Origin of the sequence: Hymenobacter siberiensis (assembly GCF_018967845.1) — a bacterium.
Classification (GTDB): domain Bacteria; phylum Bacteroidota; class Bacteroidia; order Cytophagales; family Hymenobacteraceae; genus Hymenobacter; species Hymenobacter siberiensis.
In genome coordinates this window covers 29,712-41,521 of the sequence record NZ_JAHLZZ010000001.1, presented here as the reverse complement: position 1 = coordinate 41,521, position 11,810 = coordinate 29,712, and the positions used below count along the sequence as shown (strand labels likewise).

14 protein-coding genes are annotated in these 11,810 nt (G+C 59.8%); 4 read left to right on the top strand and 10 right to left on the bottom strand.

Translation table 11 applies throughout. The features are described from left to right. Positions 1-58: 58 nt before the first annotated feature. Positions 59-439: an outer membrane beta-barrel protein gene (locus tag KQ661_RS00210; protein ID WP_216727913.1), complete on the bottom strand. Its 381-nt coding sequence runs from the start codon at positions 437-439 to the stop codon at positions 59-61. A gap of 48 nt (positions 440-487) precedes the next feature. Between KQ661_RS00210 and KQ661_RS00205 the strand changes: the two genes are divergently transcribed. After that, positions 488-1,528, top strand: a complete 1,041-nt coding sequence (locus KQ661_RS00205) for an IS630 family transposase (RefSeq protein WP_216685339.1) — start codon at positions 488-490, stop codon at positions 1,526-1,528. Here the strand turns inward: KQ661_RS00205 and KQ661_RS00200 are convergent. The 3 genes from KQ661_RS00200 to KQ661_RS00190 form a co-directional block, all read right to left on the bottom strand. Further along, positions 1,491-1,745, bottom strand: coding sequence for a PorT family protein (locus KQ661_RS00200; RefSeq protein WP_216685338.1), 255 nt, complete (start codon positions 1,743-1,745; stop codon positions 1,491-1,493). The two genes, KQ661_RS00205 and KQ661_RS00200, sit on opposite strands and share 38 nt — an antisense overlap. Positions 1,746-1,894: 149 nt before the next feature. Further along, entirely contained in the window at positions 1,895-2,497 is a 603-nt protein-coding gene (locus KQ661_RS00195; protein ID WP_216678811.1) for a porin family protein, read from the bottom strand. A 208-nt stretch (positions 2,498-2,705) separates the two neighbouring features. Beyond that, entirely contained in the window at positions 2,706-3,395 is a 690-nt protein-coding gene (locus KQ661_RS00190; protein ID WP_216678810.1) for a porin family protein, read from the bottom strand. 353 nt (positions 3,396-3,748) lie between these two features. On the opposite strand from KQ661_RS00190, the gene KQ661_RS00185 reads away from it, so the two are divergent. The 3 genes from KQ661_RS00185 (at position 3,749) to KQ661_RS00175 (ending at position 5,678) form a co-directional block, all read left to right on the top strand. Then, positions 3,749-4,861: an acyloxyacyl hydrolase gene (locus KQ661_RS00185; protein WP_216685337.1), complete on the top strand. Its 1,113-nt coding sequence runs from the start codon at positions 3,749-3,751 to the stop codon at positions 4,859-4,861. A 134-nt stretch (positions 4,862-4,995) separates the two neighbouring features. Continuing rightward, a complete protein-coding gene (locus KQ661_RS00180; RefSeq protein WP_216678808.1) occupies positions 4,996-5,172 on the top strand; it encodes a DUF2306 domain-containing protein in 177 nt (58 codons plus the stop codon). A gap of 131 nt (positions 5,173-5,303) precedes the next feature. Further along, positions 5,304-5,678 (top strand): hypothetical protein, encoded by a 375-nt coding sequence (locus KQ661_RS00175; RefSeq protein WP_216678807.1) that lies wholly within the window; start codon positions 5,304-5,306, stop codon positions 5,676-5,678. Here the strand turns inward: KQ661_RS00175 and KQ661_RS00170 are convergent. From KQ661_RS00170 to KQ661_RS00145, 6 genes are all read right to left on the bottom strand, one after another. Beyond that, positions 5,620-6,654 carry a quinone-dependent dihydroorotate dehydrogenase gene (locus KQ661_RS00170; RefSeq protein WP_216678806.1) on the bottom strand — a complete coding sequence of 345 codons (1,035 nt, stop codon included), beginning with the start codon at positions 6,652-6,654 and terminating at the stop codon, positions 5,620-5,622. The two genes, KQ661_RS00175 and KQ661_RS00170, sit on opposite strands and share 59 nt — an antisense overlap. A gap of 6 nt (positions 6,655-6,660) precedes the next feature. After that, positions 6,661-8,196 carry a YifB family Mg chelatase-like AAA ATPase gene (locus KQ661_RS00165; protein WP_216678805.1) on the bottom strand — a complete coding sequence of 512 codons (1,536 nt, stop codon included), beginning with the start codon at positions 8,194-8,196 and terminating at the stop codon, positions 6,661-6,663. Between the two features lie 86 nt (positions 8,197-8,282). Then, positions 8,283-8,888: a D-sedoheptulose 7-phosphate isomerase gene (gene lpcA / locus KQ661_RS00160; protein ID WP_216678804.1), complete on the bottom strand. Its 606-nt coding sequence runs from the start codon at positions 8,886-8,888 to the stop codon at positions 8,283-8,285. Positions 8,889-8,912: 24 nt separating this feature from the next. Further along, entirely contained in the window at positions 8,913-9,386 is a 474-nt protein-coding gene (locus tag KQ661_RS00155; protein WP_216678803.1) for a hypothetical protein, read from the bottom strand. Between the two features lie 119 nt (positions 9,387-9,505). Further along, positions 9,506-11,350, bottom strand: coding sequence for an ABC transporter ATP-binding protein (locus tag KQ661_RS00150; protein ID WP_216678802.1), 1,845 nt, complete (start codon positions 11,348-11,350; stop codon positions 9,506-9,508). A gap of 21 nt (positions 11,351-11,371) precedes the next feature. Beyond that, a complete protein-coding gene (locus tag KQ661_RS00145; RefSeq protein ID WP_216678801.1) occupies positions 11,372-11,722 on the bottom strand; it encodes a hypothetical protein in 351 nt (116 codons plus the stop codon). Between the last annotated feature and the right edge of the window lie 88 nt (positions 11,723-11,810).

Here is an 11,810-nt window from a genome sequence, read left to right as displayed (position 1 = left end):
AGCTTCCGCAATGGAAGCCGGGCTTTTTTTTGGTAAGTAGAAGTAGGGGAAGCGGCGCTTAGCGCCCGCCAAAGGAGTACGTCAGATACAGCTGAAATGCGCTGTTGCGGATGTTATTCTGCACCGTCACGCTGCCCGCAGTGCTCGATTTCTGCACGTTGGTGAATCCGCCGTTGTAGCGCAGGCCGATGCCTGGGCCGGTTTTGCGCTGGTAGCCCAGCCCAGCCAGGTAGCCAAAATCCAAGGTGTTGTAGAGGGGTTTGCGGTCCACGCTCACGCTGCCGGCCTTGTCCTGGGCGGCTACCAGGATGCCAAGCTGCGGTCCCGCCTCGAAGAACAGGCCATCGGCGTTGACGTGGAACGAAAGCGGAATATCAACGTAGTTCAGGCGGGTCGTTACATCAATGCTGGATACTTTCGCCCCCTTCTGTGAGTAGATATACTCGTCGCGAAGTTAAAAGAGAGAAAAAAGGGTTAGCATTGCCTCGTGGAATTGACCTTACCTGATTCGGAGCGCGTCTTATTACAGCAGGCGCAGCGTGCCTGCCGGGGCCAGGCGGGGTACGTCCCGGTTACGGTGCTGCTCATGCTCGACCAAGGGCACGCCGCGGCGAGGGTGGCCCAGGCGCTGGGGGTGGACGTGAGCAGCGTGTACCGCTACGCTCAGACCTACCAGTTGCACGGCCTGGCGGGCTACCTGCGGGCCGAGCAGCCGGGCTATTGGGGCTTGCTCACCAGCGCCCAACTGGCGGGCTTGTGCCGGGAACTGGACCAGCAGTTGTACACCGACTGCCGGGCCATTGCCGACTGGTTGGCCGCTACTTACGGGGTCCGTTACTCGGTTTCGGGCCTGACGGACGTGCTGCACCGGCTGGGGTTTTCCTATAAATTGACCACAGCCGTGCCCTGCCAAGCCGACGCGGCGGCCCAAACGGCCTTCCTCACCGACACGCTGGTCCCGCTGCTGGAAGCGGCCGCCGCCGGGGACGCGGTAGTCTATTTCGCTGACGCGGCCCACCCCACCCACAACACGCGCGCCACCCACGTCTGGACCGAAACCGGCAAGGAGCGCCCCTTGCTCACCGTCAGCGGCCGCGAGCGGGTCAACCTCAACGCCGCCCTCAACGCCCACTGCCCCACCCAGGTCCACCTCGACGAAACTGACTGCGTTAATGCCCAAAGTACCCAGCGGCTCTACGAGAAACTGCTCGCCGCCCACCCGCAAGGCCCGGTACACGTCATCTGCGACAACGCCCGCTACTACAAAAATAAGGCCCTCAACGCCTGGCTGACCGATAAGCGCCTCCTGCAGGTCTTCTTGCCGCCGTATTCGCCCAACCTGAACCTGATTGAACGCCTCTGGAAGTTTCTGCGCCAGAAAATCATCAACACCTCTTTTTACCGCACCAAGGGCCAGTTTAAAACCGCCGTCCTCGATTTCTTTGACCGACTCGACGAGTTTGGCCCCGAACTCGCGTCCCGTATGCGGCTCAAATTTCACGTCCTGGATTCGCAAAGCAATTCGTGACGAGTATAATTTCGGGCTGGAAGGCAAACATGTCGGTGAGGCCAATATTAGCAAAAATGCCGGCGTGAAATCCGAAAATGCTCTCATAGTTGGTGGCCTGCGCCCCCACGAAGCCGGAATACGATGGCCCCGCTTTAATTCCCAGCGAAACATTCTGGGCCTGCGCCGCACCCATGAGCCCGGCCAGCAGCGCGAGGGTGAAAAGAGTCTTTTTCATAAGTGAAGTAGATAGATGATGCCGCAAAGCTACGGGTTGGGCCAGGGGTACACCTGTCGGCCGTTTCAAGACTGTGACACCATCCGCAACGCAAAAGCCCGGTCTCCATTGCGGAAGCCGGGCTTTTAGTAGTGTGGAGAAGTGGGCTACTAGCGCCCCGTGCCCCCGAAAGCGTAGCCGAGGTTGAACCAGAACGTGCTGGAACGCAGGTTGCCGGTGCCCAGGTTGTTGGCCGCCGCGTCCTTATAGGTGTGGCTGATGCCGCCATCGTAGCGCACGCCCAGCGAGAGGCCCACCGGGAGCTGATAGCCCAGGCCCACCACGTAGTCGAGGGTCACCGGCGTCACGTCGCGGCTTTTGATGTCCGCACCACCTTCATCTTTGCCCGATAAGGCGAAGTTGACCTCCGGGCCGGCTTCAAAAAATAGCCCGTCGGCGTGGTAGCGGGCCAGCAGCGGCACGTTGATGTAGTCCACGTCGCGGCTCAGGTTAACCAGGTCAGTAGCATCGAAATACTGCTTGGTATACAGGGCTTCGGGATGGAAGGAAATGACTTCCCCAAAATACACGTCAGCCATCAGGCCGGCCTGGTAGGCCGAGTGGCTCTTGGATGTATAGCCGCTGCTGGTGTTGCCCGTGAGGCTGGTGATGCCATAGCCAGCCTTGATGCCAATGCTGTTGGCGGGCGTCTGGGCCTGCGCCGCACCAATGGTGCTGGCCAGCAAGGCGATGGGAAGAAGGACTTTTTTCATTGTGAATAAATGATGAAGGTATTGATAGTCAGGTTTAAAGCTGCCGGATATATAGGGCTGAGGCATATACCGCCCGCACCGCAAATAGGTTGCTGAGGTAACCACCACGGGCGCATAGAAAAGCCACTGCGCTGCCAGCCCCAAAAAAAGCGGCCCGACTTCACGTTGAAGTCGGGCCGCTTTTTTGCCTAATCGAAAGCTGTTCCGGCTACTTACCGCCGAACAGATAGTGCACCTGAAACTGGAACACTGAGTTGCGCACGCTGGGGTTCTTGCCGTTAAACCCACTGGCCGCCGAAGAAAAGAGGTTTTTGGAATTGCCATCTTTATAGACCTGCGAGAAATCGCCGGCGTAGCGGATACCGATGCCCAGGCCGCTGGTAAGCTGGTAGCCGATGCCGCCCACGTAGCCAATCACCACTTTGTTAAGGTCATCGGTGCTGGTATTGGAGGAGCTAATCTGCTTGCCGCCGCCATCTTCAATGAAGTCGCGGTTATTGATGACGAAGCTGCCCTGTGGGCCCAACTCAAAGAACAGTCCCTTGCCATTATCACCAATGGTGGTTTTCAGCAAAATCGGCACATCAATGTAGCCGATAGTCGATTTGAACGTGCCGTTGGTGGTGCTGGCCGAGGGGGTCGTGTAGTTGATGCCGTCGATGGAGGCGCCCTTCTGCGAGTACAGCAGCTCGCCTTGCACCGAAATCAGGTCCGAAAAGCCGTAGTTGATAAGGCCGCCGGCCGAGAAGCCTGCCTTGTACTGATTGCCTTTCGAGTCGTTGCCGGAAAAAGTAGCACCGTTGAAGCCGCCTTTAAGGCCGAGTTTGAGTCCGGTTTGAGCTTGCGCCGCGCTGGTTAGCCCAGCCAGCAGTGCCAGCGATAGGATTGTTTTTTTCATGATTAATAAAAATGATAAGATGAATTCTGAAGACAATCTATTACAGTGATCCAGAATCAGGGAGTATATCGGCCCGGAGGGAGCATGGGTTGTGGAAAAGGCGTATTATTCTTTTGGTAAAATCTATCAATCAGCTTTACAGGGGCTTATTTTTGATGCCGGTCTACTGAAGCTGTTTAGAAAGTCCCCGAACGGTGATGCAGCGCGCAGCGCAGCATCTTGCTCGCCTCGTCAGGCCCGTTCAACGATGCGAGCGAGATGCTGCGCTGCGCGCTGCATCACCGTTTGAGTACCTTTTGTGACTTTCTAAAGAAATCTAATATATAAATATGAAGGGTGATGCTATTTTAAGGTTGAGCAAGACCGTAATGCCGGCGCTATTGTGGAGCTTGGCTACGTCCGGGGCCGCCGCCCAGACTGCTTATACCGCCGCCGCGCCGGTGCCGCCTGCGCCGTTCATTGTGGGCGCCTATGCCCAGGGCAGCATAATCATGGCGCACACTTATGCCATCCGGCACCTGGTAGCCTCGCATCCCACGGGCTTCGAAATCAACCTGCAGCGCCAGACGACCGGGGCCGCGCCCTGGCACGCGTGGTACAAGTTCCCAAAGGTGGGGCTGGCCCTCACGTACTACGACTTTCACAACCCGGTGCTGGGCTACGTTTTCTCGGCCAGTCCCTACATCAGCAAAACGTTTTCGCGCGGGCCGAAGCACGATTTCAGCTTCCGGCTGGGCGCGGGCCTGGCTTACCTCACCAACCCCTACAACCAGGAAACGAACCATAAAAACACCATCGCCAGCTCGGCCCTGAATGCCACGCTGCAGTTCCGGTTCGAGTACGACTACGCCCTCACGCCGCACCTGGGCCTGCTGGTAGGGGCGGGGCTGAACCACTACTCCAATGGCGCCACCACCAAGCCCAACTTCGGCGTGAACCTACCCTCGGTGGTGCTGGGGCTGAACTACCACCAGCAGCGCCCGGCCCCCACGCTTGCTTCGGGCGCGCCGCTGCCGGCCGAAATCGGGACCAATTTCTTCAATGTGAGCACCAGCTTGGGCTTCAAGCAGCGCACCGAGGGCGACAAGCAGAAGTACCTGGTGAACTCCGTGACGCTGGCCGTGGGCCGCCGCGTCAACCGCAAATCCAACCTGCTGCTGGGCGTGGAGGGCTTCAACGACCGCAGCCTGAAAGCCACCCTGGAAGACACCACCCGCGCCGGCGGCCCGCAGCCCGACGTGAAGAAAGCCGGCGTATTTGTGGGCCATGAGCTGCTATTCGGCCGGCTGGCTTTTGTGTCGCACCTGGGTTTCTACGTGTACTCACCCTACAAATCGAGCACGGCCTACTACGAGCGCCTGGGCCTGAAATACCATTTTACCGACGTGGTATTCGGGGCCGTCGATTTGAAAATCCACCGGGGCGCGGCCGACGTAATCGAGTTCAAAGTAGGGGCAAAGCTGTAGCCGCGTGCCCCTATTTTTCGGCCGCTGATGACGCTTCGGCTGCCCCGGCCAATGTTTCGGTAGCGCCGGTTTGGCGCGGGCCGAATCGGTTTCCATCTTTCGGCCGTGGTTCAACAATAGCCGCGCCTGCCGTCATGGAAACCTTCTTCGCCCTTAACTGCTACCTGCACATCGCGGCCGGCTTCACCGGGTTTTTTGTGGCTCCCGTGGCGCTGGCCGTGCGCAAGGGCGGGGCAGCGCACCGGCGCTGGGGGCTGGTGTTTTTTTGGTCGATGGTGGTGGCCGGCACCACGGCCCTGGCGGGCTCGTAGCACATTCACAGCACGTTTCTGCTGCTCACCGCCGTGTTCAGCCTGTACATGGCCGGCTTCGGCTACCGCTCAGTTTTCCTGAAAAGCCTGGCCTGGGATGCCCACATAGCGGCCTTCGGGCCGTAGCCGGCGTGGGGCTGCTCGTGTTCCTGGGCACGGTTGGGTATGCGGTGCTGTCCGGCAACATTCCCGTGGGCGTGTTCGGCAGCATCGGGGCCTTCACGGTTTTCCGCCAGCTGCGCGGCTACGCTAATGCCGGCCACTGGACCAAAAACCAATGGCTGCTCAACCACATTTCGGGCTTTATGGCGTCCTACATTGCGGCCGTAACGGCGTTTTCGGCCACCAGCCTATACTTTATTCCGTTTTCGTACAGCTTCCTGTGGCCCACGGCCATTAGGGTACCCATCATTATCTGGTGGCACCGGCGGGTGCGCGGGCAGCGGGTTATGCTGGCACCAGGCTCCGGTTTATCCGGCTCACCAGCGCCGGCCCTTCGTAAATAAAGCCGGTGTATAGTTGAATGAGCGCCGCGCCGGCCTCCAGTTTCTCCCGCGCATCGGCCGCCGAGTGAATGCCGCCCGAGCCGATGATGGGCAGCCCGCCGTCGGATTTCTGGTGCAGGTAGCGGATGACTTCGGTGGCCCGCGCCCGTAGCGGCTTGCCGCTCAGGCCGCCCGCCCCCAGGCTGGCTACGTAGCTGGGCTCGGAGCTCAGGTTGTCGCGGCTGATGGTGGTATTCGTCGCCACCAGACCGCTGAGCTGCGTTTCGCGGGCTATTTCCAGAATGTCGTCGAGCTGCGAATTCGTGAGGTCGGGCGCTATTTTTAGCAGTAGCGGGCGCGGGCGGGCGCGGGCCAGATTGCGGGCCTGCACCTGCTGCAACAGGTCAATGAGTGGTTTTTTCTCCTGCAGCTGGCGCAGGTTGGGCGTGTTGGGCGAGCTCACGTTCACTACGAAGTAGTCCACCACCTCGGCCAGGGCCTCGAAGCCGGCCACGTAGTCGTCGGCAGCGCGCTCGTTGGGCGTGTCCTTGTTTTTGCCAATATTGCCGCCGATGATGAGCTGCCGGTTGCGCCGCCGGGCCAGCCGCGCCGCCACCACGGCTGCCCCGTCGTTATTAAAGCCCATGCGGTTCACTAGCGCCTCGTCCTGCGGCAGCCGAAACAGGCGCGGCGCCGGGTTGCCGGGTTGCGGCCGGGGCGTCACCGTCCCAATCTCCACGAAGCCAAAGCCCATTGTGGCCAGCTCATCGGTCAGGGCTGCGTTCTTATCAAAGCCCGCTGCCAGGCCCACCGGATTCGGGAACTTCAGCCCGAAAACCTCCCGCGCCAAGCTCGGGTCCTGAAAATCGTAGAGTGCCCGGAGCAGGGACTGGGTGCCCGGCACCCGCGTCGCCCGGCGCAGATTATCGAAAACGAAGTGGTGGGCGCGCTCGGCGTCGAGGTTGAAAAGGAGGGGCTTGACGAGGGCTTTATACATGATGGTTTACCCCGCCCAACCCTCTCTATCGAGGCTGCGGTATTGAATGGCTTCGGCCAGGTGGTTAATCTGAATATCGTCGGTGCCGGCCAGGTCGGCAATGGTGCGGGCCACTTTCAGAATGCGGTCGTAGGCGCGGGCCGAGAGGCCGAGGCGCTCCATGGCCGTTTTCAGCAGCTGCCGGCCGTCTTCGCTGATTTGGCAGATATCCTTCACCATCTGGGGTGGCATCATGGCGTTGGAGTGAATGTCGACGTAGTCGGTAAAGCGCGTTTCCTGCACCTGGCGGGCCTTGTCTACCCGCACCTGGATTTCGGCGCTGGTTTCCGATTTGCGCGATTCCGTCATCTGGTCGAAGGTCACGGGCGTCACTTCGACGTGTAAGTCAATACGGTCAAGCAGCGGACCGCTCACTTTGTTTAGATATTTTTGCACCACGCCGGGGCCGCACACGCATTCTTTCTCGGGGTGGTTGTAATAGCCACACGGACAAGGGTTCATGCTGGCGATGAGCATGAAGTTGGCCGGAAACTCAATGCTGAGCTTGGCCCGCGCAATGGTCACGCGGCGTTCCTCCAGCGGCTGGCGCATCACCTCCAGCACCGTGCGCTTGAATTCGGGCAATTCGTCCAAAAAAAGCACGCCGTTGTGCGAGAGCGAGATTTCGCCGGGCTGCGGGTTGCTGCCGCCCCCCACCAGCGCCACATCCGAAATCGTGTGGTGGGGGCTGCGAAACGGTCGGGTGCTCAGCAAGCCCCCGCCGCCCAGCTTGCCGGCTACCGAGTGGATTTTGGTGGTTTCCAGCGCCTCCTGCATGCTCAGCGGTGGCAGGATGCTGGGCAGGCGCTTGGCCAGCATGGTTTTGCCCGCGCCGGGTGGGCCAATCATAATCACGTTGTGGCCGCCGGCTGCCGCGATTTCCAAGGCCCGCTTGATGTTTTCCTGGCCCTGCACGTCGGCAAAGTCGGCCGTGTATTTATTCACCGCGTGCTGGAACAGGTCGCGGGTATCCACTTTGGTGGGCACGATTTCAGTACGGCCCTCGAAGAAGTCGATGGCTTCCTGCATGCTGCCCACGGCAATCACATCAAGGTTGTTGACGATGGCTGCTTCCTCCGCGTTTTCCCTGGGCAGGATAATGCCCTTAAAGCCCTCCTTGCGCGCCTGAATGGCAATGGGCAGAACGCCTTTTATCGGCCGCAGCTCGCCATCGAGCGACATTTCGCCCATGATGATGTAGTCGCCTAGCCGCTCGGTGTTCAGCTGTTGCGAGGCGTGCAGAATGCCCAGCGCAATGGGCAAATCATAGGCCGCGCCCTCCTTGCGGATGTCGGCCGGGGCCATGTTCACCACCACTTTGGTGCGCGGCATGCGGTACCCCCGAAACTTGAGCGCCGCCTCAATCCGCTGCTGGCTCTCCTTAATGGCGTTATCGGGCAAGCCCACCACAAAGAAATTCGTCCCGGCTCCCACCACCACTTCAATCGTGATGGTGTAGGCGTTGACGCCCTGCACGGCCGAGCCGAAGGTTTTGGTAAGCATGGTAGAGTGGTGAGATAGTGAATATTCTAGTGTCCCTACAAACCTACTACCGCACAGCTTCAATAACTCGCCAGCTCACCATTTCACTATTTCACCACTTCACCAATCACCAGTTTCTCAATCAGCAAAATCATGATGTGAATGGCTTTGATATGGATTTCCTGAATCCTATCGGCGTAGCCACTGTGCGGGGCTCGAATCTCCACGTCGCTCAGCCCCGCCAGCTCGCCGCCATCCTTGCCGGTGAGGGAAACTACTTTCATCCCCAGTTTTTTAGCGGCTTCGGCGGCGCGGAGGATGTTGGGCGAGTTGCCACTGGTGCTGATGGCCAGCAGCACATCGCCGGGGCGGCCCAGGGCTTCCACGAAGCGGCTGAATACGAACTCGAAGCCGAAATCATTGGCTACGCAGGTCATGTGCGAAGCTTCGGTGAGGGCGATGGCGGCCAGGGCGCGGCGGTTCTGGCGGTAGCGGCCACTGAGCTCCTCGGCGAAATGCTGGGCGTCGCAGAGGCTGCCGCCGTTGCCGCAGGTGAGGACTTTGCCGCCGCTTTGCAGGCTGGCGGCAATGAGCTCGGCGGCGGCGGCAATGCTGGCGACGTGGGCCGGGTCGGTCAGAAAGCGGTCGAGCACGGCGCGGGCTTCGGTCAGCTCAGCGCGAATCAGGTCGGGGAGGGAAGTCGTATCGGGCACGGAAAACGGAATCAGGAGGCAGAGCTAGGCCAGGGGTGGCCGGTCGGCCGGTGGGGTGTTCGACAGGCTGGGGTCGTTTTGGGGGAACGTGGGCTGGGGCAACGGGTCAACCGGGCGGTTTTCCAGGGGGCGCGTAGCGGGGATAGCCGGTTCGGCAATGCGGCCGTCGATGGTGCGGCTGCCTGGTACCGCGGGCGTGGTACCCCGCTGCTGGTGGTCGTAGAGCTTGGCTTTTAACTCGTTGATTTTGCCTTCGTTCTGGTTCACGGTGCGGCGCAGCAGGGTGCTGTCCAGGTTTTCGGTAATGAGCTGCAGGGCCATTACCACGGCTCCAATCACAAACATGACGTAGAAAAACTGCCGTTCCTGCTCCAGTACCGACAGGCCCGAACCCATGCCCATTACCGACGAGCGCACGGCCGGGGCCAGAATGAACAGCAGCGCCAGCAGCAGGTAAACCATTACGGCGACGGTGACAATGCGTTTGAGAGCGAGCATAAGAGGGAAAAGTTGATTTGAGACGAAAGATAGGGATTATAGTGAGTGGTGAATGATTCGTGGTTAATGGTCGGGGTTGCTCAATGCTTTATTAACCGTTAACCACTAAGTATGCGCGGCTACACCAGCGCGGCGTTGGTTTGCATCGAGCTCAGGCGCTGGTACACGCCGCCCTCGCGCCGCAGCAGCTCATCATGCGTGCCGCGCTCCACAATGCGGCCGTGCTGGAGCACCACAATCTCGTCGGCGTGCTGCACGGTGCTCAGGCGGTGGGCGATGACGAGCGAGGTACGGTTCTGCATCAGGCGCTGCAAGGCCTCCTGCACCAGCTTTTCGCTCTCGGTATCGAGGGCCGAAGTGGCTTCGTCGAGAATGAGAATGGGCGGGTTGCGCAGGATGGCGCGGGCAATGCTCAGGCGCTGGCGCTGCCCGCCCGAAAGGCGCGAGCCCCGGTCGCCAATCACCGTCTGGTAGCCCTCGGGGCTGGCGATAATGAACTCGTGGGCGTTGGCAATGCGGGCGGCTTCCATCACTTCGGCCTCGGTGGCCTGGGTATTGAAGCGGATGTTGTTGAAAATCGTGTCGTTGAACAGAATGCTTTCCTGGGTCACGATGCCCATCTGGTCGCGCACCGAGTGCAGCGAGCAGGCACGCAGGTCGTGGCCGTCGATGAAAATCTGGCCGGCGCTGGGGTCGTAGAAGCGGGGCAGGAGGTCGGCCAGGGTGCTTTTGCCGCCGCCGCTGCCGCCCACCAGGGCCACCGTCTGGCCTTTTTTGATGGTTAGGTTGATGTCGTAGAGCACGGGCGTTTCATCGTAGCTGAAGCTCAGGTTGTGAAACTCGATTTCGCGCTCAAAGGGGGGCAGCACCGTGGCATCGGGCCGGTCGCGGATGGCGGGCTCGGTGTCGATGATGCTCAGCACCCGCTCGCCGGCCACCAGTCCGCGCTGGATATTGCCGAAGGAGCTGGACAAAGCTTTGGCCGGAGTCAATACCTGCGAAAACAGCACGATGTAGGTAATAAACGAGGCCCCTTCCAACGTCGATTGACCGCTCAGAATGAGCGAGCCGCCGAAATACAGCAGCCCGGCCACCACCGAAACCCCGGCAAATTCCGAAAATGGCGAGGCCAAATCCCGCGTGTTGTCGATGCGCTGGGCGGTGCGGGCATACTGGTCGTTCTGCTCCTCAAATTTACCCTTGATGTAGTCCTGCGCATTAAACGCCTTGATGACGCGGATGCCGCCCAGCGTTTCCTCAATCACCGACAGCATGGAGCCCAGCGTGCCCTGGCTGAGCTTGGCCTGCCGCCGCAGCCGCTTGGCCAGCGTGGCAATAATGCCGCCCGACAGCGGCAGCAGCACCAGCGTGAACAGCGTGAGCGGCACCGACATATAAAACAACACCGCGAAATAGCCCACAATGGTGAGCGGCTCCCGCACCACGGCCTGCAGAGTGTTCACCACCGAAGCTTCTACTTCCTGCACGTCGTTGGTGAAGCGCGACATGAGGTCACCCTTGCGCTCATTAGCAAAATAGCCCAGCTGCAGGCCAATGATGCGGTGGTACAGGTCGCGCCGCATGTTGCGGATAACGCGGGCCCGCACCCGCGCCACCAGCCGCAGGCTCAGGTACCGGAATACGTTGCTGAAAAACACCGAAGCCACCAGCACAATGCACGCAAAGAGCAGCGCGCCCAGCTTGCCATGGTCGGCAATCATCTGGGAGAAATAGTAGTTGAACGCACTGGTTACATAATCCAGCGACACCGCGAAGTGAGGTAGAACAGTGGGGGCCTTTGCCTGCATTTGCCCGGTTTTATCGAACAATACATTCAGCAGGGGAATGATGAGCGCAAAGTTGCCAATGCTGAAAAAGATGCCAAGCACGGTGTACAGCAGGTACAGCGGCACGAAATCGGCATAGGGCCGGGCGTAGCTGAGGATTCTTAGATAGGTTTTCATAAGCAAGGGTGGCGAGCGGATTTAAGAACGCCGGAACTCGGCAATTACTTCAATCAGCCCATCAATATGCTGGTTGAATTCAGCCAGCTGTTCGGCGGGCACCCAAAGCTCATTGTGCATTGGGTCGCCCACATTTTGCACGGCAAATTGCGCGAGATATTCATTGTCAACCGCAAACCGCACCACGTAGCCCACACCATAATATGGCACGTTCCAATCACGACTTATCTGCACCGCGTACTCCTCGTTCAGCACCGGGTAAAAAATGGGCTGTTCGGGCAGGCGCGGCGGGAAGCTGCGCCAGTTGCTGGCGGCAATCAAATCCAGCTCCTGTTGGTTAACGGGGCGGTATAGAAGGGTGGTGGCGGGCATGCAATGTGCGGTAAGCTTTAGCTTGCCGTGTAGAATATGGGGTTCTCCATTAAGGAGTTATCGGGAGTAATACAAAACGGCAAGCTAA